The organism is Pantoea sp. Fr+CA_20 (genome assembly GCF_024520835.1).
Classification (GTDB): Bacteria; Pseudomonadota; Gammaproteobacteria; order Enterobacterales; family Enterobacteriaceae; genus Pantoea; species Pantoea allii.
This window is the reverse complement of record NZ_JALNPN010000017.1, coordinates 73852-96670: the sequence shown is the minus strand read 5'-3', so window position 1 is coordinate 96670 and position 22819 is coordinate 73852. Positions and strand designations below refer to the sequence as shown.

Annotated in this window: 20 protein-coding genes, 1 other RNA gene and 1 pseudogene; 15 read left to right on the top strand and 7 right to left on the bottom strand. The window is 49.4% G+C overall.

Translation table 11 applies throughout. From position 1 onward, the window contains the following. Positions 1-13 precede the first annotated feature (13 nt). Positions 14-592, bottom strand: a complete 579-nt coding sequence (gene rpoE, locus NR177_RS18180; protein ID WP_006120509.1) for an RNA polymerase sigma factor RpoE — start codon at positions 590-592, stop codon at positions 14-16. A gap of 371 nt (positions 593-963) precedes the next feature. On the opposite strand from rpoE, the gene nadB reads away from it, so the two are divergent. Then, positions 964-2625 (top strand): L-aspartate oxidase, encoded by a 1662-nt coding sequence (gene nadB / locus NR177_RS18175; RefSeq protein ID WP_096012796.1) that lies wholly within the window; start codon positions 964-966, stop codon positions 2623-2625. Here nadB and NR177_RS18170 read toward each other — a convergent pair. Next, on the bottom strand, positions 2607-3359 hold the full coding sequence (locus tag NR177_RS18170) for a tRNA1(Val) (adenine(37)-N6)-methyltransferase (protein ID WP_256853366.1): 753 nt from the start codon (positions 3357-3359) through the stop codon (positions 2607-2609). The two genes, nadB and NR177_RS18170, sit on opposite strands and share 19 nt — an antisense overlap. Positions 3360-3526: 167 nt before the next feature. Here NR177_RS18170 and srmB point away from each other — a divergent pair, with 167 nt between their 5' ends. Next, on the top strand, positions 3527-4855 hold the full coding sequence (gene srmB, locus NR177_RS18165) for an ATP-dependent RNA helicase SrmB (protein ID WP_063880604.1): 1329 nt from the start codon (positions 3527-3529) through the stop codon (positions 4853-4855). Positions 4856-5063: 208 nt separating this feature from the next. On the opposite strand, the gene grcA is transcribed toward srmB, so the two are convergent. Continuing rightward, positions 5064-5447, bottom strand: coding sequence for an autonomous glycyl radical cofactor GrcA (gene grcA / locus NR177_RS18160; RefSeq protein ID WP_063880605.1), 384 nt, complete (start codon positions 5445-5447; stop codon positions 5064-5066). 257 nt (positions 5448-5704) lie between these two features. Here grcA and ung point away from each other — a divergent pair, with 257 nt between their 5' ends. Then, positions 5705-6385, top strand: coding sequence for a uracil-DNA glycosylase (ung, locus tag NR177_RS18155; protein ID WP_256853365.1), 681 nt, complete (start codon positions 5705-5707; stop codon positions 6383-6385). A gap of 57 nt (positions 6386-6442) precedes the next feature. On the opposite strand, the gene grpE is transcribed toward ung, so the two are convergent. After that, positions 6443-7024 carry a nucleotide exchange factor GrpE gene (grpE, locus tag NR177_RS18150; RefSeq protein WP_063880607.1) on the bottom strand — a complete coding sequence of 194 codons (582 nt, stop codon included), beginning with the start codon at positions 7022-7024 and terminating at the stop codon, positions 6443-6445. 122 nt (positions 7025-7146) lie between these two features. Here grpE and nadK point away from each other — a divergent pair, with 122 nt between their 5' ends. The 3 genes from nadK (at position 7147) to bamE (ending at position 10305) form a co-directional block, all read left to right on the top strand. Then, complete coding sequence (gene nadK / locus NR177_RS18145) at positions 7147-8025, top strand: NAD(+) kinase (RefSeq protein WP_063880608.1); 879 nt, start codon at positions 7147-7149, stop codon at positions 8023-8025. 84 nt (positions 8026-8109) lie between these two features. Then, on the top strand, positions 8110-9771 hold the full coding sequence (gene recN / locus NR177_RS18140; protein WP_256853364.1) for a DNA repair protein RecN: 1662 nt from the start codon (positions 8110-8112) through the stop codon (positions 9769-9771). Positions 9772-9957: 186 nt separating this feature from the next. Continuing rightward, on the top strand, positions 9958-10305 hold the full coding sequence (gene bamE / locus NR177_RS18135) for an outer membrane protein assembly factor BamE (RefSeq protein ID WP_256853363.1): 348 nt from the start codon (positions 9958-9960) through the stop codon (positions 10303-10305). Positions 10306-10407: 102 nt separating this feature from the next. On the opposite strand, the gene NR177_RS18130 is transcribed toward bamE, so the two are convergent. Both NR177_RS18130 and NR177_RS18125 read right to left on the bottom strand, forming a co-directional pair. Beyond that, positions 10408-10701: an RnfH family protein gene (locus NR177_RS18130; protein ID WP_063880611.1), complete on the bottom strand. Its 294-nt coding sequence runs from the start codon at positions 10699-10701 to the stop codon at positions 10408-10410. Then, the gene (locus NR177_RS18125) at positions 10694-11128 is read right to left on the bottom strand and encodes a type II toxin-antitoxin system RatA family toxin (RefSeq protein ID WP_063880612.1); all 435 of its coding nucleotides are present in this window, start codon (positions 11126-11128) and stop codon (positions 10694-10696) included. The genes NR177_RS18130 and NR177_RS18125 overlap by 8 nt, the downstream gene beginning before the upstream one ends. A gap of 158 nt (positions 11129-11286) precedes the next feature. Here NR177_RS18125 and smpB point away from each other — a divergent pair, with 158 nt between their 5' ends. The 3 genes and pseudogenes from smpB to NR177_RS18110 form a co-directional block, all read left to right on the top strand. After that, entirely contained in the window at positions 11287-11769 is a 483-nt protein-coding gene (gene smpB / locus NR177_RS18120) for an SsrA-binding protein SmpB (RefSeq protein WP_063880613.1), read from the top strand. Positions 11770-11812: 43 nt separating this feature from the next. Then, positions 11813-12175: a transfer-messenger RNA gene (gene ssrA, locus NR177_RS18115) on the top strand. Between the two features lie 192 nt (positions 12176-12367). After that, positions 12368-12640: pseudogene (locus NR177_RS18110) on the top strand (integrase arm-type DNA-binding domain-containing protein); the annotation flags it as partial. A gap of 113 nt (positions 12641-12753) precedes the next feature. On the opposite strand, the gene NR177_RS18105 reads toward NR177_RS18110, so the two are convergent. Continuing rightward, positions 12754-14676: an ATP-binding protein gene (locus NR177_RS18105; RefSeq protein ID WP_256853362.1), complete on the bottom strand. Its 1923-nt coding sequence runs from the start codon at positions 14674-14676 to the stop codon at positions 12754-12756. Between the two features lie 557 nt (positions 14677-15233). On the opposite strand from NR177_RS18105, the gene NR177_RS18100 reads away from it, so the two are divergent. From NR177_RS18100 to NR177_RS18075, 6 genes are all read left to right on the top strand, one after another. Continuing rightward, positions 15234-16238: a hypothetical protein gene (locus NR177_RS18100; RefSeq protein ID WP_256853361.1), complete on the top strand. Its 1005-nt coding sequence runs from the start codon at positions 15234-15236 to the stop codon at positions 16236-16238. A 615-nt stretch (positions 16239-16853) separates the two neighbouring features. Beyond that, positions 16854-17318: a hypothetical protein gene (locus NR177_RS18095; protein ID WP_256853360.1), complete on the top strand. Its 465-nt coding sequence runs from the start codon at positions 16854-16856 to the stop codon at positions 17316-17318. Positions 17319-17547: 229 nt separating this feature from the next. After that, positions 17548-18165, top strand: a complete 618-nt coding sequence (locus NR177_RS18090; RefSeq protein ID WP_145394913.1) for a TetR/AcrR family transcriptional regulator — start codon at positions 17548-17550, stop codon at positions 18163-18165. A gap of 3 nt (positions 18166-18168) precedes the next feature. Then, positions 18169-18609 (top strand): DMT family transporter, encoded by a 441-nt coding sequence (locus tag NR177_RS18085; RefSeq protein WP_256853359.1) that lies wholly within the window; start codon positions 18169-18171, stop codon positions 18607-18609. Positions 18610-18612: 3 nt separating this feature from the next. Further along, entirely contained in the window at positions 18613-19509 is an 897-nt protein-coding gene (locus NR177_RS18080; protein ID WP_256853358.1) for an alpha/beta fold hydrolase, read from the top strand. Between the two features lie 1030 nt (positions 19510-20539). Continuing rightward, complete coding sequence (locus NR177_RS18075) at positions 20540-22747, top strand: TonB-dependent receptor domain-containing protein (protein ID WP_256853357.1); 2208 nt, start codon at positions 20540-20542, stop codon at positions 22745-22747. Positions 22748-22819 lie beyond the last annotated feature (72 nt).

The window sequence follows — 22819 nt, the reverse complement described above, 5'->3', positions numbered from 1 at the left end:
CCAGTAGCCGTTATCACTGACGTTGGATAAGCGGTTGAACTTTATTATCAATGGCCTCACGTGCACGGAAGATACGCGACCTCACCGTGCCCACCGGGCAATCCATAATGACGGCGATCTCTTCATAGCTCAGACCGTCAAGTTCCCTGAGGGTAATTGCCATTCGCAAGTCCTCAGGAAGCGCCTCGATGGTACGAAAGACGATTTGTTTCAGTTCATCTGACAACATTAAGTTCTCAGGGTTCGAAATTTCTTTCAATGCGCCCGCACTTTCGAAGTTTTCAGCATCAATTGCATCAACGTCACTGGAAGGCGGACGCCGTCCCTGAGCGACCAAATAATTTTTTGCTGTATTCACTGCTATCCGATACAGCCATGTGTAAAACGCGCTATCGCCACGGAACGAATCCAGTGCGCGATAAGCCTTAATGAATGATTCCTGAACGACATCAGGCACATCGCCTGAAGGGACATATCGTGAGACCAGGCTCGCCACTTTATGCTGGTAACGAATTACCAGTAAGTTGAAAGCCTTCTGATCCCCCTTCTGAACCCGTTCAACAAGAACCTGGTCCGCTAACTGCTCGCTCATCCGAGGTAATGTCTCCCCAAATACTTTCTTATGCGTTAAGGAACTGCCAGCACACCGCTATTGAGCAAGCATGCGCTTTGAGTCTTTGCGTGGCGAAAAGTTCACTCTCAGCCTCTTTTTAGCCACTTTACGGCAGAATTACACAGTTTGTTGGTTTTCGTTCAGTGTAAAGCGCGCAAATCGCAGGCAGAGTAACCTATGACAACAGCTTTTTCATCTTTAAATCCTTGTAATCGATTAAGTTTGGTATAAAAAACCCTGCTTAAAGCCGTTATACATTAACCTTTTGATATATCTGATAAATTAATTTAAAGGCGCGAATCCTGCGCCATTTGTGTTCAAAATACTTCACAAAAAACGACCAAACGCTTATGCTCGGTCCATTCTTGTTTAGTAAATTAAACACCATGACAACTTTCTCTCCCTCAGATTATCAGTGCGATGTACTCATTGTGGGCAGCGGTGCGGCAGGATTGTCGTTGGCATTGCGTCTGGCAGAGCATTATCAGGTCACCGTATTAAGCAAAGCGCAGGTGAATGAAGGCTCGACGCTGTATGCGCAAGGCGGCATTGCGGCGGTCTTTGATGAAACCGACAGCATTGATTCGCATGTTGAAGACACGCTGGTCGCGGGGGCAGGTTTATGCGATCGCGCTGCTGTGTCGTTCGTCGCCAGCAATGCGCGTCACTGCGTACAGTGGTTGATTGATAACGGGGTGGCCTTTGATACCGATCCACAGGCTGCGGGGGAGATGCGCTATCATCTGACGCGAGAAGGCGGCCACAGTCATCGCCGTATTCTGCACAGCGCGGATGCGACCGGACGCGAGGTAGAAACCACGCTGGTAGGTCAGGCGTTACATCATCCGAATATCCGCATTCTTGAACGCACCAACGCGGTAGATCTTATTCTTTCAGATAAGCTCGGCCTGCCGGGCCCGCGTCGTGTTACCGGTGCCTGGATCTGGAACCGTAACCGCGAACGGGTTGAAACCTGCCGCGCACGTGCCGTCGTCCTGGCCACAGGCGGTGCAGCCAAAGTGTATCAGTACACCACGAATCCCGATGTCGCATCGGGCGATGGCATTGCGATGGCATGGCGGGCAGGTTGCCGTGTGGCTAACCTGGAGTTTAATCAGTTTCACCCCACTTGCCTGTTTCATCCCCAGGCACAAAACTTTCTGCTCACCGAAGCGCTGCGCGGCGAAGGTGCCTGGCTAGTGCGGCCTGATGGTTCGCGTTTTATGCCCGACTTTGATGCACGCGCTGAGCTGGCACCGCGCGATATTGTCGCCCGCGCCATCGATCATGAAATGAAACGCCTGGGCGTGGACTGTATGTATCTGGACATCAGTCATCAGCCTGAAGCGTTTGTGCGTTCGCACTTCCCCATGATTTACGAAAAACTGCTCACCTTTGGCTTTGACCTGACGAAGGATAAGATCCCGGTGGTGCCCGCTGCCCATTACACCTGCGGCGGCGTGATGGTGAACGAGCAGGGTCGCACCGATATCAACGGCTTGTACGCGATTGGCGAAGTCAGCTATACCGGCCTGCACGGTGCCAATCGCATGGCGTCAAATTCACTGCTCGAATGCCTTGTTTATGGCTGGTCGGCGGCGGAAGATCTGCTGCGTATTTTACCCGAGGTTGATGCTGTAGACAGCTTACCGGCCTGGGACGACAGCCAGGTGGATGATGCCGATGAACGGGTGGTGATTCAGCATAACTGGCATGAACTGCGGCTGTTTATGTGGGACTACGTGGGGATTGTCCGCACCACCAAGCGGCTGGAGCGGGCATTGCGCCGCATCACGCTGTTGCAACAGGAAATTGACGAGTATTACCGTCACTTCCGCCTGTCTAATAACCTGCTGGAGCTGCGTAACCTGGTGCAGGTGGCAGAACTGATGGTGCGCTGTGCGCTGCAGAGGAAAGAGAGTCGCGGGTTGCATTTTATCCGCGACTATCCTGATTTGTTACCCGAGGCACAACCTACCGTGCTGCAACCCGGTCATGACATAAATAAATAGAAGTCGCGCGTCAGGCTTTGCCAGGCTTCAGAGTATTGTCTGTCCGCGTCGCGAATAGCCAGCCGTTCAAACAGGGTTTCGCCCGCGCTGGGCGAAAACCCCAGCAGCACCCGATGAGGTGGGCGATGCGCGTATTCCGCAACATCAAAACGAAAGCGTAAATGCCAGCCGTCAGCCTGCGCCTGGGCGATAACCTGCTGCCCTGTCGCTTCGGGTAAGATCACGCAGAAAAACCCCTCTTCTTCAATCAGCGAGGCCGCACAACGTAATAATGTTTGGTGATCTAACGAACCGGTGGCGCGCGCGCTGGCTCTTGCGGACGTCGCGCAGGCCACACCGGGCTCAAAATAAGGAGGATTACTGACGATAAGCGAGTAGCGCGCTTCGCAGTTTTCAGCCCACTGGGCGATGTCCTGCTGATGGACATGAATCCGCGTTGCCCATGGAGAGTGCTGGATATTTTCGCGCGCCTGCTGTGCGGCATCGGGATCTAACTCTACCGCATCAATGTCAACCGCTGACGGAGTACGCTGGGCCAGCATCAGGGCAATCAGCCCCGAACCAGCACCGATATCAAGCATCCGCTTAACTCCGGCCACCGGCGCCCATGCGCCCAGCAAAATACCATCTGTACCGACCTTCATCGCACAGCGGTCGTGGGCAACAAAAAACTGCTTGAAGGTAAAACCATTCTTTTTTAATTGTGGCCGCGTCTGCGGCTTGTCCTGCATCATACTCAGCGACCATTCACCTTTTTACCTGCCGTACGGCAAGGGCTCAGTGTAACGTGGTGGGTTGGGGAATTCACGTCGTTGACGTAATCTGGCGCAGTCAATACCGATAAACAGATGAAGATTACGTCCGATCTGTCTATAATCAGCGCCCCAAACTGAGGTAGAACATGACCGTAACCACATTTTCCGAACTTGAACTCGACGAAAGCCTGCTTGAAGCGCTGCAGGAGAAAGGCTATACGCGCCCTACAGCAATTCAGGCTGCTGCCATTCCCCCCGCGCTGGAGGGCCGCGACGTTCTGGGTTCGGCACCTACCGGGACCGGGAAAACCGCTGCGTATTTATTACCGGCGTTGCAGCACCTGCTCGATTTTCCACGCAAAAAGTCTGGTCCGCCACGCATTTTAATTTTAACGCCAACCCGCGAACTGGCGATGCAGGTTGCCGACCAGGCGCGTGAACTGGCTAAGCATACGCATCTGGATATTGCGACGATCACGGGCGGCGTAGCCTATATGAACCACGCCGAAGTGTTTAGCGAGAATCAGGACGTGGTGGTGGCGACCACCGGACGTCTGCTGCAGTACATTAAAGAAGAAAACTTTGATTGCCGCGCCGTTGAAACCCTGATTCTGGATGAAGCTGACCGCATGCTGGATATGGGCTTTGCCCAGGATATCGAAACCATCGCGGGTGAAACGCGCTGGCGCAAACAGACGTTGCTGTTTTCAGCCACGCTGGAAGGCGAACACATCAAAGATTTTGCCGAGCGCCTGCTCAATGATCCGGTCGAACTGGAAGCCGATCCCAGCCGTCGCGAGCGTAAAAAGATTCAGCAGTGGTATTACCGGGCCGATGATCTGGAGCACAAAACCAAACTGCTGGTTCACCTGTTAAAACAGCCTGAAGTCACCCGCACCATTGTGTTTGTGCGTAAGCGTGAACGTCTGCATGAACTGGTCGGCTGGCTTCACGATGCCGGCATTCGTACCAGCTACCTTGAAGGTGAGATGGTGCAGGCGAAACGCAATGAGGCGATTAAGCGCCTGATTGAGGGACGCGTAAATATTCTGGTAGCAACGGACATCGCTGCGCGCGGTATCGACGTTGACGACGTGAGCCACGTGATTAACTTCGATATGCCACGTACGGCGGACACCTATCTGCACCGCATTGGACGCACCGGTCGTGCCGGTCGTAAAGGCATTGCGATTTCGCTGGTCGAAGCGCACGATTATCTGCTGCTGGGTAAAGTCAGTCGTTATGTGGATGAGCCACTTAAGGCGCGCGTGATTGATGAGCTGCGTCCTGTGACCCGTGCGCCCTCACCGAAATCCACGGGAAAACCGTCGAAAAAGGTGCTTGTGAAGCGTGCAGAGAAAAAAGCGAAAGACGAAGAGAAACCACGGGTTAAAAAACGTCATCGCGATCTCAAAAATGTCGGTAAGCGCCGCAAGCCAAGCGGCAGCACGCCAGGCAGCGAGAGTGCGGAATAATTCAACACCCGCTCAAAAAAATCGCCTCTTTATGAGGCGATTTTTATTTTATCAGGCCAGTAAATACTGCTTTAGTGCCATTTTAACGCCCAACAGGTTACTCCGGCCTCACAGTCAGGCGTGACGCGCCTGCCCGAAAAGTTATCTCCTTGTTAATAGAAACAAATTCCCGGATAAGGCGCTGCGTTTTATTTCGACACCAGAGCCGTTACAAACTTTCTGTAAAAGTGCGGGTAATCACGTCGCGCTGCTGTTCAGCGGTGAGTGAGTTAAAACGTACGGCATAGCCCGACACGCGGATAGTCAGCTGTGGGTACTTCTCGGGATGTTTCACGGCATCTTCCAGCGTTTCCCGGCGCAATACGTTGACGTTTAAATGCTGTCCACCCTCGACGCGCACCTGAGGTTTTACCTCGACAGGCACTTCACGGTAAGCGACGTCGCCGAGTTCCCCAATCGTCACAATCTGATCCTCCTGATAGCCTGCGACGGCACAGAGACAGCGCGCCTGCGCTTTTTCCTCGTCCAGCAGCCAAAACGAGTTAATTAATGCCGGATTACTCGATTGGGTAATCTGAATACCTGTGATCATTTCAATCCCTCCAACAACGTGCTGACGGTTGCCAACACCGTGAATCAGTCAATTTGAGCTGTTGGTATATCACCCGATAGCGGCCATGACTTTGACCTGCATCAATTACAATCGGGCGTTTTATCCTCACGCTGGTAAGCTTTTGATTTTAAAAACGCGCCCTAAGAAAATTTCGTTTAATTTTTAAAAAAATTTTGGGCTTCATGTCTGCAGAGTGAACCGCTAAGCTTAAGGTTCGAAATACAAGGGAGTTGATCATGGCTGAAAAGCTGACCTGGCATGACGTGCTGGCTGAAGAGAAAGAAAAACCCTACTTTATTGAAACCCTGAAGCATGTCGCTAACCAGCGGGCTGCAGGCGTAACGGTTTATCCGCCGCAGAAAGATGTGTTTAACGCGTTTCGCTTAACCGAATTAGGCGATGTGAACGTGGTGATTCTGGGACAGGACCCTTATCACGGCCCGCATCAGGCCCACGGACTGGCTTTCTCTGTACTGCCGGGCGTACAGACACCGCCGTCATTGCAAAACATGTACAAAGAGTTGCAGCAGGACATTCCGGGCTTTGAGAAACCCAATCATGGTTATCTGGCCAGTTGGGCGGAACAGGGCGTGATGTTACTGAACACCGTACTGACCGTTGAAGCCGGTAAAGCGCATTCTCATGCCCGACTGGGATGGGAAACCTTTACCGATACGGTGATCAAGGCTATCAATGAGCAGCGTGAAGGCGTGATCTTTCTACTTTGGGGCTCACATGCGCAGAAGAAAGGCAGCATTATCGATCGCCAGCGCCATCACGTTCTGCAGGCTCCGCACCCTTCCCCGCTTTCTGCACATCGTGGCTTCTTTGGCTGCCAGCATTTTTCCAAAACCAATGCGTTGTTACGCGAGGCCGGTAAAACGCCAATTAACTGGACGCCGGTCTTACCTGAGTAAACGCCATAAACACAAACGGCCGCGTCAGTGCGCGGCCGTTGCAGGATAAAGCAATAATCAGGCTTTCGCTTTCGCCACGGCAACCATGGCCGGACGCAGCAGGCGGCCATTCAGCGTATAACCGGGTTGCATCACCATCATCACGTGGTTCGGCTCGAAATCCTCAGATTCCATCATCGACATCGCCTGGTGCACTTCCGGGTTAAACGGCACACCGGTTTCACCGACCACTTCAACACCGAATTTACGCACCGCGCCCAGCAGGGATTTCAGCGTAAGCTCAATGCCTTCAACCATAGAGGCAGACTTCTCGTCTTCTTTGTTTGCCAGTTCCAGCGCACGTTCCAGGCTATCAATCACCGGAAGCAGCTCATTGGCAAACTTCTCCAGCGCAAACTTGTGCGCTTTTTCAATATCCATTTCGGTGCGGCGGCGAACGTTTTCAATTTCGGCCTGCGCACGCAGTTGAGCATCACGTACGCCCGTCTGCAACTGGGCTAACTCAGCTTCAAGCTGAGCGATGCGCTCATCACGCGGATCCACCTCTACTGCTGTCTCCGCGTCCTGAGGTTGATGTTGATCCTGTTGAATTTCGTCTGAGACTTGCTCGTTTGGGGTGTTCTGTTCTTTACTACTCATGAATTTCTCCGCGTTTTGCACATTCACTTCGCTGGTTGGCTTATTATGGGGATTGGTTTGACGGTTTCAAGGGAACACGTCACATCATCGTGCCGATTTGGCTTATGAGGAACACCCACTCGATGAACAAACACTTTAACTGTATTGGTATTGTGGGCCATCCACGCCATCCTACCGCACTCACGACGCATGAAATGCTGTGTCGCTGGCTGACCGCCAAAGGCTATCCCGTTATTGTTGAACAGCAGATTGCGCAGGAACTGTCGCTTGGCGATGTCCAGACCGGTACGCTGGCTGAAATCGGTCAAAAAGCCGATCTGGCCGTTGTGGTGGGAGGTGACGGTAATATGTTAGGCGCGGCCAGAGTGCTGGCGCGTTATGACATTAAAGTGATTGGCATTAACCGCGGCAATTTGGGGTTTTTAACCGATCTTGACCCCGATAACGCGCATCACCAGCTCGATGAAGTGCTGAACGGCAACTATTTTGTTGAAAGCCGCTTCCTGCTGGAAGCGCAGGTGTGCAAGTCGGATTGCTCGCCGCGTATTGGCAGCGCTATCAATGAAGTAGTGCTGCATCCGGGCAAAGTCGCCCACATGATTGAGTTTGAAGTTTATATCGACGAAGTTTTTGCCTTCTCGCAGCGTTCAGACGGCCTGATTATTTCTACGCCCACCGGCTCGACCGCCTATTCGCTTTCCGCCGGCGGCCCGATTTTAACGCCCTCTCTGGACGCCATTACCATTGTGCCCATGTTCCCGCACACCTTGTCCGCGCGCCCGCTGGTGATCAATAGCAGCAGTACGATTCGGCTCCGTTTCTCGGCACGTCGTAACGACCTTGAGATCAGCTGTGACAGCCAGATTGCGCTGCCTATCCAGGAAGGGGAAGATGTGCTGATTCGCCGCAGCGAAAATCATCTCAATCTTATCCATCCTAAAAATTACAGTTATTTCAACACGCTGAGTTCGAAACTGGGCTGGTCAAAAAAATTGTTCTGAAAATGACCGCGCCCTCTTTACTGTATAAAAAACCAGTTTATACTGTATGAAAAACCATATGTGTTTATTCATACAGGTGACGCTATGCTGGCACAACTGACCATCAGCAATTTCGCTATCGTTCGTGAGCTCGACATTGATTTTCAACGCGGTATGACCGCCATCACCGGTGAAACCGGTGCAGGTAAATCTATTGCTATCGATGCGCTTGGGTTGTGCCTTGGCGGCCGTGCCGATGCGGATATGGTGCGTCAGGGCGCCAGTCGCGCGGACTTGTGCGCGCGCTTTCAAATCAAAGCCTCGCCGTCGGCACAGCGCTGGCTGACTGACAATCATCTGGACGACGGTAGCGAGTGCCTGCTGCGCCGTGTTATCAGCGCCGATGGTCGCTCACGCGGCTTTATCAATGGCACAGCCGTTCCCCTCTCTCAGTTACGCGACCTGGGCCAGTTACTGATTCAGATTCACGGACAGCATGCCCATCAGTTGCTGCTCAAGTCCGATCATCAGAAGCACCTGCTGGATGCCTACGCCGGTCATGACGACTTGCTTGTTGCAATGCGTGCGTCCTACCAGACGTGGCACCAGAGCTGCCGTACGCTGGCACAGCATCAGCAGCAGGCGCAGGAGCGTGAATCCCGCCGTGAGTTGTTACAGTATCAGCTTAAAGAGCTGAACGATTTTGCCCCGGTGGCAGGCGAGTTTGAGCAGATTGACGAAGAGTACAAACGTCTGGCCAACAGCGGCCAGCTGTTGTCGACCAGTCAGCAGGCGCTTCAGCTGTTAGCCGACAGCGATGACACCAACCTGAACAGCATGCTGTACAGCGCGCGTCAGATGCTGTCTGAACTCAGCGCGCTGGATGACAAGGTGAGCGGCGTTTATAACCTGCTGGAAGAAGCGGCGATTCAGTTGAGCGAAGCCAGTGACGAACTGCGCCACTACTGCGACAGTCTGGATCTGGACCCGAACCGCCTCTATGAGCTGGAACAGCGTATCTCCCGACAAATCGCTCTGGCCCGCAAGCATCATGTGGCGCCAGAAGGCCTGCCCGCCGTGCACCAGCAACTGCTGGATGAAGCGGAACTGCTGTCACAGCAGGAAAGCGATCAGGAAAGCCTGCAGACGTTGGTAACCGAACACTACAACGCAGCCCTCCAGTGTGCAGAGCAACTGCACGCTCAGCGCAGCCGTTATGCAACCGAGTTGCAGCAGTTGATTACCCAAAGCATGCATTTGCTCTCTATGCCGCACGGTCGCTTTGCCATTGAGCTGATCTTCAACCCTGAGCAACTGACCGCCGACGGTGCCAGCCGCATTGATTTTCAGGTGACCACCAACCCCGGACAGCCATTACAGCCGCTGGGTAAAGTCGCCTCTGGGGGTGAACTGTCGCGTATCGCGCTGGCGATTCAGGTTATCACCGCCAAAAAAATGGAAACGCCGGCGATGATTTTTGACGAAGTTGACGTAGGGATTAGCGGTCCGACGGCGGCGGTAGTGGGTAAAATGTTGCGCCAGCTTGGGGAATCCACCCAGGTCATGTGCGTAACCCATCTGCCGCAGGTGGCGGGTTGTGGGCATCAGCATTTCTATGTCAGCAAGGAAACCGATGGCGAAATGACGGAAACGCACATGCAGCCTCTGGATAAGCGCGCACGCCTGCAGGAACTGGCACGCTTACTGGGCGGCAGCGAGGTCACCCGCAACACACTGGCTAACGCGAAAGAACTTTTAGCGGCCTGATATGCACTTTTTTACCACAGCGTGGTCATATGCATGCTCTGTAGAGGTTTCCAATAGCGAAAAGGTTTATTATCATCGACAGCTAATGTCGCCTGAATAATAAAGCCTGCCGCAGGCAGAGTTCAGAATTTGATGGCAGAAGAACAGCCTGTAAAAGGCGTTTCGCCCCGGAAAAGGAATGTATAGATGCGCTGTAAAACGCTGACTGCCGCGGCAGTAGTAATGTTAATGATGACCGCCGGATGTTCCACTTTAGAGCGCGTTGTTTATCGCCCCGATATAAACCAGGGTAACTATCTGGTTGCCAATGATGTTGCCAAGCTTCATAACGGTATGACACAGCAACAGGTGGCCTATACGCTGGGTACGCCAATGATGAAAGATCCCTTTGGCAGCAATGTCTGGTACTACGTGTTCCGTCAGGAGCCAGGTCACGAGAAAGTGAAACAGCAAACGCTGACGCTGACCTTTGACCGCAGCGGCGTACTGACCAACATCGACAACAAGACAGCGCTGTCTTCGCAGGATAACTAATCGAAGACGCAAAGGTCGTTACCGACAAACGACCGGGTATCACAGAATGTAAAAAGGCGCTGATAAGCGCCTTTTTTAATGACCAGAGTTTGTACCAACTGGTTATTTTTTACTGCTCGCCGCGCGCTCCGCACGTTGACGACGAAGCTCTTTAGGATCGGCGATAAGCGGGCGATAGATCTCTACCCGATCGCCTTCCTGCACGCTGTCGCTCAGTTTTACCGGATGGCTGTAAATCCCCACCTTGTTGCTGGCCAAATCGATTTCAGGCCGCAGTTCCAGTAAGCCTGATTTGCGGATAGCCTGCTCAACCGTGCTGCCCTCTTCCAGTTTTACATAGTGCTGATACTGTTTTTCGGGCAGGGCGTACACCACCTCGACAGAGATATCAGGCACTGTAAACCTCTTTGGCGCGCTGGGTGAATGCCTGCACCATGCTATTAGCCAGTTCTTTAAAGATTCGGCCAAATGCCATCTCAACCAGCATGTTGGTGAATTCAAACTCCAGGCTTAGCTCAACCTTGCAGGCATCCTCCCCAAGATCGATAAAGCGCCAGCCACCGGTGAGTTTACGGAACGGCCCATCGACCAGTTGCATATGAATGCTCTGGTTGTCAGTCAGCGTATTTCGGGTGGTAAATGTTTTGCTGATGCCCGCTTTCGACACGTCGACTGAAGCCGTCATTTGGTTTTCTGAGGCATCCAGTACGCGGCTTCCGGTGCAGCCCGGCAGGAATTGCGGGTAAGCATCCACATCATTTACAAGTTGGTACATTTGTCCGGCGCTAAAGGGGACCAGCGCCGAACGACTAATCTGAGCCATAATGGTTCCTGTTCGTCACAAAACCGCTAAATAATAGCATTTTCAGCGATTAAACAAAAATTCCTCATTGTCATGGTGTGCTAGAATAGCCTGTTTCCTGCTGCCCCGCTGGACTGGGGATGCGATAACCGACCAAGTGATGTAAAATACGCGGCATTATGACAAAGAAAAAAACACACAAATCCGGTTCTGCCACCATTGCCATGAACAAGCGCGCTCGCCATGAATACTTCATTGAAGAAGAATTCGAAGCTGGCCTGTCGCTACAGGGATGGGAAGTTAAATCACTCCGTGCAGGTAAAGCTAACATCAGCGACAGCTATATTCTGCTGCGCGACGGCGAAGCTTATCTGTTCGGTTCCACTTTTCAGCCGCTGGCGGTGGCCTCATCGCACGTGGTCTGCGATCCCACCCGCAGCCGTAAACTGCTGTTAAAGCAGCGTGAGCTGGACTCACTCTACGGTCGTGTCAACCGCGAAGGCTATACCGTCGTTGCGCTGTCGCTCTACTGGAAAAACGCCTGGTGTAAGTTAAAGATTGGCGTTGCACGCGGTAAGAAAGAGCACGACAAGCGCAACGACATCAAAGATCGCGAATGGCAAATGGATAAAGCACGCATTATGAAGAATGCCAATCGTTAAACACTGGAATTCGATACGCTTTTTTGCTAGTATTTGAAGTTCTGGGGCTGATTCTGGATTCGACGGGATTGTGAAGCCTTAGGAGCATGCCGAGGGGCGGTTGGCCTCGTAAAAAGCCGCAAAAAAATAGTCGCAAACGACGAAAACTACGCACTAGCAGCTTAATAACCTGCTTAGAGCCCTCTCTCCCTAGCCTCCGCTCTTAGGACGGGGATCAAGAGAGGTCAAACCCAAAAGAGATCGCGCGGATGCCTTGCCTGGGGTTGAAGCGTTAAACTGAATCAGGCTAGTCTGTCAGTGGCGTGTCTGTCCGCAGCTGACCGGCGAATGTAAAGACTGTACTAAGCATGTAGTGCCGACGGTGTAGTAATTTCGGACGCGGGTTCAACTCCCGCCAGCTCCACCAAAATTCTTTCGCGGCGATACCAGAATTGTCCGCTGAAGTCCTGAAAGCCCGCAAGGTGAAAGCTTTGCGGGTTTTTTTGTGTCTGTAATCGTCCGAGCGAATCCGGCTAAATCCAGTGATAATTGGTACATGAATTGGTACACGTTATAATGTGTACCAAAAACGTGTACTAATTATGGACGGAAACCAGTCATGGCGCGGATGACACGCCCCCTCACCAATAACGAAATCCTCAAGGCTAAGCTTCAAGAGAAAGACTTCACACTGCATGATGGTGACGGCCTTTTCCTGCTTGTCAAAACATCAGGTAAAAAGCTGTGGCCTTTTCGCTACCAGCGACCAAATAGCAGCAGTCGCACAAATCTCAGCCTTGGCTCCTGCCCTTCCCTAACACTCGCTGTCGCTCGCCAAATGCGTGACCAATATCTCTCGACGCTTGCGCAGGGGATTGACCCGCAAAAGCAGCATCTTTATCTATTCCATCCGCAGTTCAATGCCAAAAAGACTCATCTCAAAAGTATTGACTTACACTATTAAATAAATTAGGCATACGTTATGCCTAACTATAAAGTTCACGCCTACATTAGTTTACATTGGCTTGGTATTTTCATAATTTCGCTCATAGTTTTCTCATTATCCAACCCTTCATACTGTATGAATAACTTATCTCTTAAATTGAATAGTCTGGCCTGAGCTGTGCGAACCATTTCGTCGAAAGTAATTGCTTTAACTTCTCCAAACTTATCGTGTTCATCATTACCTACCGTCTGATATCTACTCGCAAATTTATCAACCATATCACCTACAACAAATGCCTTGATGAATGGTCTTGATGACCCTACTCCCGCATGCCATATATCCTCAACATATGACCTTGCTTGATTCATTTCATCACGACCAATTGTAAATCCTCCTTTTTTTAATTCAATCAAAAGAACAGTCTTAGTCCTCTTGATTTCGTTATCAAACTCTTCAAGACCCATCATGCTTACAGATGAATTCTCGCCAACAACAATATCCGGGCGTCGAGATGATTTTAAAAATTTTTCTTTCTTGTAATTGTTATTGAATATAGTTTTCATTGTTTTTATTAGGCCTTTATTACTTGAATACTCATGCGTATCAAATTCAGGACCAAAAGCCCACCGAGCTTTTTCAATCAAAGGATGCAACGTATGTAATTCATCAACAGAGTGATCTCCACTTAAGTTAGAAATCATCTCTATCACTTTAATTCTTGAGTCGATTTCCGCAAGAATAGTCATTGCATCAGAAATGCTCCATTCATTCAGAAACATGTCTAGAGCTTCCGCATCATTTGGCGAGATTTGTACAAGTTTTTCTAAGAGAGAATGCCCGGATCTAGACTTTTCTAAATTTAATGCTGCCTTAAATGCCAACTCCAAAAAATCAAGTTTAACATCAGGATTTTCATGTAAAATCTGGTCTAAGAAATCATTAAGTTCCTTACGTGCAAGAACATTCAATTTTTTTATATCTTCAACATGATTATTTATTACTTTATTTTTTGTTTGCTCAACATCTTTTTTAGATAGCTCGGCGTACCAACTTAATAGGATTTTGCCAATCTCTTCTGAAATGACATTTAGTGCAGCAAAGTCCGATTTGAACCCTGACCAATCTGGTTCAACATAACTAAATAAATCATTAGACTCGACAACCAAGGTGTATCTTTTGGCAAAGGCTTTCCTTCCATCAATTATTTGATTTTTGGCAATAGACCATGAGGGTTTACCTAATAACCTCCCCCCCAACCAAAAGGCAACTCCATGCTGGTTCGACGTTCTAGCCGCAGAAGATGAATCAACCAAAGTCAGCTTTAGGTTGATTTTCCCGATGGGATTAATTTTTTTTACTTTTACTATCCCAGGATGTTCAAGAAGAGTTATTTGTTTTCCATTAATATAAACATGGAACTCAGGGTTAAACAGAAATCGCGCTGACAAAACATCTCTTATTTCATCAGGATTAATGAAATTTCTATTAACGTTAACCGTTATCTTGGTTCCATGACCGCTTGCAGGTGTAGATTCATGATTTATAACCTTTATCGGTGAGTCACCAGAAGAAACTGCCAAATCAAATGAGTTAGCTACTGAATCCTTCCATGTCTCAACGGTATAATTATCATCAAAACAAAGTCCCGCATGGCGACCGACGCCATTACAACCAAAAGCCAAGCGTTTAGTTTTTATATGGCAGTCTGGAGGAAATTCAACATAGATGCCTTGATGTTTATGCCTGTCATAGCGAAGCTTGAGCCATCTATTTTCAAACTCACTCTGTGTTAACCCTACGCCGTTATCTTCAATTGTAAGAATTTGAGGTTGAGATTCTGTGACAGTTATTTTAACAACAGTGGCACCTGCATCGTGAGAGTTTGCTACAATTTCAGTTATTGCAACATCTGGCTTAGTAGCTATAGACCCTATTTCTTTAAAAAGAAATCGCTCCTCATATGTTACCGAATAATCATTCATTGCTTTCTTATCTCTCTTACTAACATTTTATACTTCATAGTAAGAATCGATTTGAGAGATGTCTATAGAGTTATCATTCCTACATCATGCTGTTTCAGCTTTTTTTATGAGCGCGCAATGCTATCCCCGCCTCACCTGCCCGCTTTATGCATCGCTTTTCATGCAGATGCATGATGCGGTCAGAGCAGCACCCGGTATGTCCTGAACGGTGGAAAGCGGTGCATGTTTTTTCATGCAAATCCATTCACCCTATTCATGCATCACTTACTACAAAGCGGCTGGACAGAAAAAGGGCTTCAGAAAAACAAAGGACAGGCATAAAAAAGCCGCTGGTCAGGCAGCAGCTGTGCGGAGTTAACGAACCTGGCGAAATCCAGAACCATAACGGCCCAACGTCTGACTCTCCCTTAAGCGGGATACTCACACGGTCATAAAGACCAATACCTTTTGCCTACATCGTCAGACTTATTTACAATCTCAGGCAGGATTGATTAAGTAACGTTAGAAAAAAAGCCTCAAACCCACTACTAACTAATTGTTTCATCGGAGGAAATGGAATGCCTCGCAATCTCGCACCTGCATACTGTGTAGTTCAACAACCTGGTAACCTCGGATTCCAGGCAAGAATGCTTTTCAATGACAGTAACTCAGAAGCTGCTCGTCTCTTTATGCAAACCAATGCAGACACGCCCTGGCTGAATCCGGGTCAGATAGTCATTGTTGCAGACCCAGCTTCTTCACAAACCATGCAAATGTTGAACGCTTTAAGGCAGGCCAAACAGAAAACTAACATTGCGTTTGTTGGTGTAACTCCTGACGAAGCGAGCTTTATGCAGCAACACTACGGTTTGATCGCTGCCCTGACTACTGCGGGAGATAAAATTTTTGGCACTATTGGTGACGTTGGTGAGAGATACTTTTCAGAGATCGAGAATACCCTCAAAAAGATAGAAATCAGTTACCAAAACCAGTTCCGTACTCAGGGGACACTGATTAGTCAGCAATTCTTCGCAGAACGTAACCGGCTCTTCAATCAGCTAAAAGAACTTGTGAACAAGCCACTACTGAAATCATTGATTCGTTATGCCGTGAAGTTCAAGCCTTACGAAGACATGCGTAGAGCACTGAATCTATCCAGCCGCTCCATCGTACATGAATGGTCCACTGTAGGGCTGGGAGTGATACCTGGCTATTCGAATTATGTAGGTAGTGCAGCGAAAGCGGCAAAATTTTTGAAATCAGGTGGCTACATAGGTATAGGGTTTGCCTTTGCGGGTACCACGAATGAAGTCGTCAATGCCTGCGTTAAAGGACGAGAGAGCGAATGCAAAAGAACGGCGTTCAAAGAGTACGGTAAGTTTGGAGCTTCAACATTAACAGGTGTGGGAGCTGGTGCAGCCGGTTCTGTAGCAGGATTAGGTGTATGCGCAGCGATAGGGGTCGCCACAGCAGGAACCGGAGCGGTAGTATGTGCAGCAGTTGGCTCAATAGCCGCGGGTTATGTCGGTGCCAAAGCGAGTGACTCTATAATGGATACTATCTATGAATACATGGGAATTTAAAGAATGAAGTCGGCCATAATGGTTTTAATTATGCTTCCTATGGTTTGCTTAGTGGTAAGCGTTCTTTTGTATCTAAGTAACAGATCCCGCTACAACAAATTGATTTCTGACTTCCAACAAAAGTATATGCTGCCTACCCCTTACTTATTGCATTGCAATATGGGTTACTTAGGTTCGCCACTAACACTCTATTTTTTTATGCGATTAAAACAAAACAAAAAAATCTTCTTTTTAGACCCCAAAAGTCAGGCCTATGATTTTGCAAGTAACAGTCAATATAGCGCAGAGATAAATAGCCTCAAACCGTTATATTTTACTTTTTTATTGGGCTTTTTTTGTTGTTTTTTACTTGCAGTTATCGCTGTCCTAATCAAAATTAAAATAATTTAATGATGTAAATAAACACCTGTTAACAGCCAATTTCTCTTTACCATTAAGATAATTGATACTGAAACCGTTAAAAAATAGCCATTAACGGTGCTGGCATAGCAGGTGGTGCAGCGGGAAGTGCTTTAGCAGGTTTGGTATGCGGCCCGTGCGCACCCGTTTGCGTTTTGATTGGTAGATTGGTGGTGCACTTGCCGCCTTTGAAATGGGACGTTTTTGGGGATAGTCATGGAACAAACTCTTTCGGTAAAGCTTGTTGAGCAAAGTAAAGCGACTGATTTTCAGCAGGCCGTTTCTGAAGTAGTGATCGATAACAATCCGACGGGTATCACTATAAAAGGACAGGTACTCGAAGCCTCAGTTAAAGTCGACAATGACAGGTATATTCTTTTCACAACTGATGATGTGATCTTTGAGGAGTTTCTTACTGTTACTCTCATCAGCCTGAGCCAGGGGATTGTTGAAAGTTTGCAGGTTGGCAATGAGTATTCGTCAGGCTCTTTCGAAGCGCTGTCTGTCAATCACGAAACCATTGAGTTCAATTTTATTGGCGGGTCTGTCTGGAATATCACAGTGAACGACACCCCAAAGCTCCGTGTTCCATTCTTTTCCGATCCGCGTGGTGTAAAACGATCTTCAGGTCTGAAAGCATATCTGACGATAGATGCAAAGCCATCGCCCTCCCCTACATAAAAACCATTTAGCAAAAGCAATTGATATACGTTTAGGTGTATCAATAATTCTAAAATTAAGTATTTATCTTTTAAATTCATTCAGATAAAAATTTTATTCAGACTCCGCCAGCAGCAAACCCCAACCCACCCACAACCTCCCCAAAATCCCCCTCCCCATCCTTCCCCTTGACAACCTCCCCCTCTATGCCTTAAAAAGGAAACGATCATTTCCTAATTGGAGGTTAGCCATGAAACCATCTTCCCATACCGGTAGTGCGCAATCCTCTGCGGGCCGTCCGCGCGCTTTCAACGAAGCACAATTTCTGGATGGGGCTATTAGGCTTTTCCGCGATCGCGGTTTTAGTGGCGTCAGCATCAGTGACATCACCGCGGCCACCAACCTCAGTACCGGTAGCGTTTACAAGGCTTATAAAGACAAACAGGGTGTTTTTGCTATGGCGCTTGAGCGCTATGTGTTTCTTCGCGAAGAGCAGATAAAAACCCGGCTGGAAAAGGCGGCAACGAGTAAAGACAAGCTTGCGGAACTGCTGCGGGACTATGTTGAGCTCAGTCAGGGAAAAGACGGCAAGCTGGGCTGCATGGTGGTGGCCGGTGTCACCAGCTTCGACCAGCTTGGCGCTGCGGCCAGTAGTCTGGAGAAACAGCTGGCAAAGCGACGCAGCAACATTGCGGAATTGATTAAAAACGGAAAACAGGACGGTTCCATTGCCGCGACTACCAACGAAACCGCCGCTGCCGAGGTCATTCTGGCTTTACTTCAGGGAATGCGCGTCATCGGAAAGGCCTCAACCCTCACACAGGATACTGAGCGTTTTGTGGCTCAGGCGCTGAAGGTACTGGAATAAGCCATGATTATTTACGTCGTTATTGCCGTTCTAGCCGGGGCGATGCTGCCGTTGCAGGCGGTCTTCAATGCTCGCCTGGGCTATGCGCTGGGTTCACCGCTTTGGGCGGCGGCGGTATCGGCACTGGTTTCGGCACTCGTTCTTTTTATACTCGGCGCTATCACAACCGGAACCTTACCGCGCACCTCATCCCTGCCGTCTCTGCCTTTATGGGCGTGGTTTGGCGGTCTTTGCGGTGTGATGACGCTGGCTGGCGTCACGGTCAGTCTACCGCGCCTGGGTGCCGCCGCGATGGTCGCCCTGGTCATCGCCGGGCAGGTAGCGTTTTCTCTGGTGATTGATCGTTTCGGTCTGTTCGGTGTTCCCCCTCATCCCATTACAGTACAACGTGCCATGGCAGCGGTTCTGCTGTTAACCGGTACTGTACTTTTACTACAGGAATAGATTATGTCTGCTTTTATGCTCCCCGCTGCACCCGATGGTTTTAGTCACCACTTTGCGCGTGTAAATGGTCTGCGCTTTCATTATGTGACAGGCGGCCGTGAGGATGGCTTTCCCCTGGTGTTACTGGCAGGTTTCCCCGAAAGCTGGTTTGCATGGCGAAATGTCATGCGCCCCCTGGCTGATAAATACCGAATCATTGCCGTTGATTTGCCGGGACAGGGGGATACAGATAAGCCGCTTTCCGGTTACGACACTCAAACGGTTGCCACGCGACTGCATGCTTTTGTCGATTCACTTGATTTAGGATCGTACTTTCTTGCCGCGCATGACGTCGGTGCCTGGGTCGCCTTTACCTATGCAATGTTATATGGCGATGAAATACGTGCGCTGACCCTGATGGATGCCGGTATCCCGGGAATATCCCTGCCGGATAAACTGCCGTCGGCCTCCGACAAATCCTGGAAAACATGGCATTTTGCCTTCCATGCCGTGGCTGATCTTCCTGAAGCCCTGCTGGCAGGACGTGAACGCATTTATCTGGAATGGTTTTTCCGCGAGAAAGCCGCTGACCACAGCTGTTATGGCGAGACTGAACTGACCGAATATGAGCGGTTGCTTAAAACACCGGGGGGATTACGCGCCGGGCTGGCATTTTACAGGGCGCTGTCTCAATCCGCTGCACAAAATGCAGAACTGGTCAGGCAGGGGCGGTTGATCATGCCAGTGCTGGGACTGTCCGCCGACCAGGGCTCCATTCCTGATATGGCTGCCACGTTGAAAGCCTACGGCGATAATGTACAGGGTCAGCGTCTCTCGGATTGCGGACATTTCCAGCCCGAGGAGCAACCCGAAGCCACGGCCCATGCGCTAGCCGCGTTTTTTGGTCAGTACGCACATTAAAATCCGTTGATTAGTCTGGCAACGGTATAAATTAATCAGAACGCTAATTTATTATGCGAAGCCGTCATAGAACTTTTGAAATAGCGTTTTGGAGGAGGATGAAGCAAACGGGTTCGGTGACTCTGCGTAAAAAAATAAAGCCACGCATGTTAAGCAGGCAATTTCTTAAGTTGTTATCAGAATAAACCGACAGGTATCACGATTAACGCACAACGGTAAAGGTCGATAACGACAGATATCTACTGTTCACGACAGACGATATTCTCTTTAACTGTAACGCTAATCAGCTTGAGCAAAGGGAATATTGAAAGCCTGCAAACTGGCAATACGTCTTCATCAGGTTTTTTTCGAACCGCTGTCGGTAAATGACGAAACCATAACATTCAGTTTCATTAGTGGTTCTGTGTGGAAAATAAAAGTGAATGACGCCCCAAACTCCGCGTTCCTTTCTATCGCGAGCAAGGTGGCGTCAAACGCGTTTCGGGCTTAAAGGCCTATTTAAAACAGAGGCTAAGCCCTCGCCCACCTGATAACCACCTTCGTAGTGGTGATGGATATATGCCCAGATATTCCCATCATTTCAGCCTGTCGCACCCTGTATTGTCATGAAACCATGACAAATCTGAATGACACGCCATCCACGCAATGCCGGAACCAAACCTGACAAGGTCATGTTATGTTTTAAACGTTCCTGTAAAGTTGATGATGAGTTAACTATTCAATAAAAAATCGTTACTCACTCTTAAAAGGTGATGGATTACAAAGAAGAGAATATTTAATCTTTGCAAGTTACTTATAGGCGCCTTATTATTTATTCTTACCGTTAATTCAATGTTAAATCCAGAAAATCATAAGTAAAAATCATTTCAATTAAATCAGTTAACACCAAACTCTGGCGAGCGATTCGTGATGCCGCCCTCTCCTCCCGCTCGCCTTTATCCGTTAAAAAAACTATTCAGTTTCCGGACGGATTTATTTTTTCGACAATTGATAATGATTCTTGAGTTGATTCCCATTTGCATATGGAATTATGATTTCTTTCGAGTGTGGCTTCCTCAACTGGATGACAATCGTTAAAGGATTAATCGTTATGCTGCCGTTAAAAAAAATCACCCGTCATATTACTACGAGTTTATTCATTCCCGCCTTTGGTATGGTTTCCCCCGCGCTGGCTGAGCCTGATATTAACGACGACAATGAAGATGTGATGGTGGTAACGGCATCGGCAATTGAACAACGGCTTAAAGATGCGCCCGCATCGATCTCTGTCATCACCGCAGAACAGCTGGAAAGAGACATCGGTAAATCGGCCACGGATCTGGCGGATATTCTCGAACGTGTCGCAGGCGTAACAAAAGCGATTGGTACAGACGTGAGTTCCGGTATTCAACTGCGCGGAATGCCAGCGGCATATACGCTGTTGTTGGTGGATGGCAAACGCATAGGCTCAAGTAACGGCATCAAAAGCACACAGCAAAACTATTTCGACGACATTAACTGGATTCCAACCGAATCCATTGAACGTATTGAAGTGGTCAGAGGGCCAATGTCCGCTCTGTATGGTTCAGATGCGATGGGCGGTGTGGTGAATATTATCACCAAAAAAAATAATGATGCCTGGCACGGTGCATTAACGGCAGGCACCCGTCAGCCGCAAGATGGTAACCGGGGAAACACCCAAACCTGGACAGGCAGCATCGGCGGCCCGCTGGGCAATGGATTTGATTTGCGCGTTAACGGTTCGTGGAATAAGCGCGAAGCGGATAAAAGCGAGACCAACGCATTGCGCTGGGGAAGCGGCCAGGAAGGACGCAAGAATGAAAATTACGGCGCAGAACTCGGCTGGGATATTACCCCTAATCACCGCCTGTCCGTTTCTACTCAGCAGGGAACCGAAAAAGGGATTCCCGGCGAGTCCAGTGACGGCAGTGAAATTGCGCTGCGTGGCGTAGATAAACTTGAACGTGAAAATTATGCGTTGGATTATCGCGGTATTTTTGACTTTGGCACGGTGAAGCTGAACGCCTATCAAAATAAGTTCAAAAACTGGGTGTCCGATATCCCGGTGATTTCTGGCGCTACGGTAACGGGCAGCCAGGATGTCGCGCTATGGAATAAAGAAAGTATCGTGGAAGGCGATATTAACCTGCCTTTTGAGTTCGGCTTACCGCACAACCTGACATTCGGCGCACAGTGGAAAAAAGAAGCGCTGAACAATCCTCGTTCTATCGGCGTGGTAGCGGACGCCTCCAGCACCTACGGCAAACACAGCGGTGAAGCCAAAAGCACCGGCCTGTTCGTCGAAGACCAGATCGACCTGCTGGAGGATGTTTCACTGACTCTGGGCCTGCGCAGAGATAATACCGATTACGGTAACAGGACAACGCCGCGCGCCTATCTGGTCTGGCAAGCCACGGACGCGTGGACATTAAAAGGCGGTTATTCAGAAGGTTTTAAAGCACCCAGCGTGCGCCAGGCAAGCAAAGGCTTTATTGAATCCTCAAAAGGCGCGGGATGTAACGGCTATGCCGATTACAACAGCGGGGGTTGTTACACGATGGGCAGCGACCAACTCAAGCCTGAAACATCACAAAACTGGGAAGTTGGCGCAATCTTCGATTACGAGGGATGGAGCGCAGGACTGACTTTCTTTGACAGCCGATTCAAAGACAAAATTGCCGCGGCACCTGTTGGCTATATTCCGGGCGATACCTCCGGCCGCTACTGGCTTGAACGCGTCAATCTTGACACTGCGCGCACCCAGGGCCTGGAGGGCAATTTAACTCTTCCTTTGATATCAGAAGAAAAGGGTCCCTGGATGAAGCGTCTGTCACTGAATAACACGCTCACGCGAATGATTAAAGCCGAAGATTCTCTGGGCGTGATGTTAGTGACAACGCCAAAACTCTCCACCTGGTCTTCTCTTGACTGGCAGGTTAATGACGACATAAGCCTTTCATTTACCGCAAAATACTATGGGAAAATGCTGGGGCTGAACAGCAGCGCAGACCAGGCCGCGCGAGGCAATACTGCGACAGCACGTATCCGAAAAGCCTACATGATTTATGGTCTGTCAGGACAATACAGGGCAACGAAAAACCTCAAGTTTAATGTCGGGCTGGACAATCTTTTTGATAAAAATCCTGTCTCTGACACTCCGTCCTCAAGCGGGGATTCAGGCAACAATTACGCGGTGCCCGGTCGCACCATGTATGCCTCAATAACGGCCTCATTCTGATCGCCCTGCTTTGTTATCAGGCCGCTGCATTAAGGGCGTTTTGAAAAGGATGATTCAGGTAAACCAGCCCGG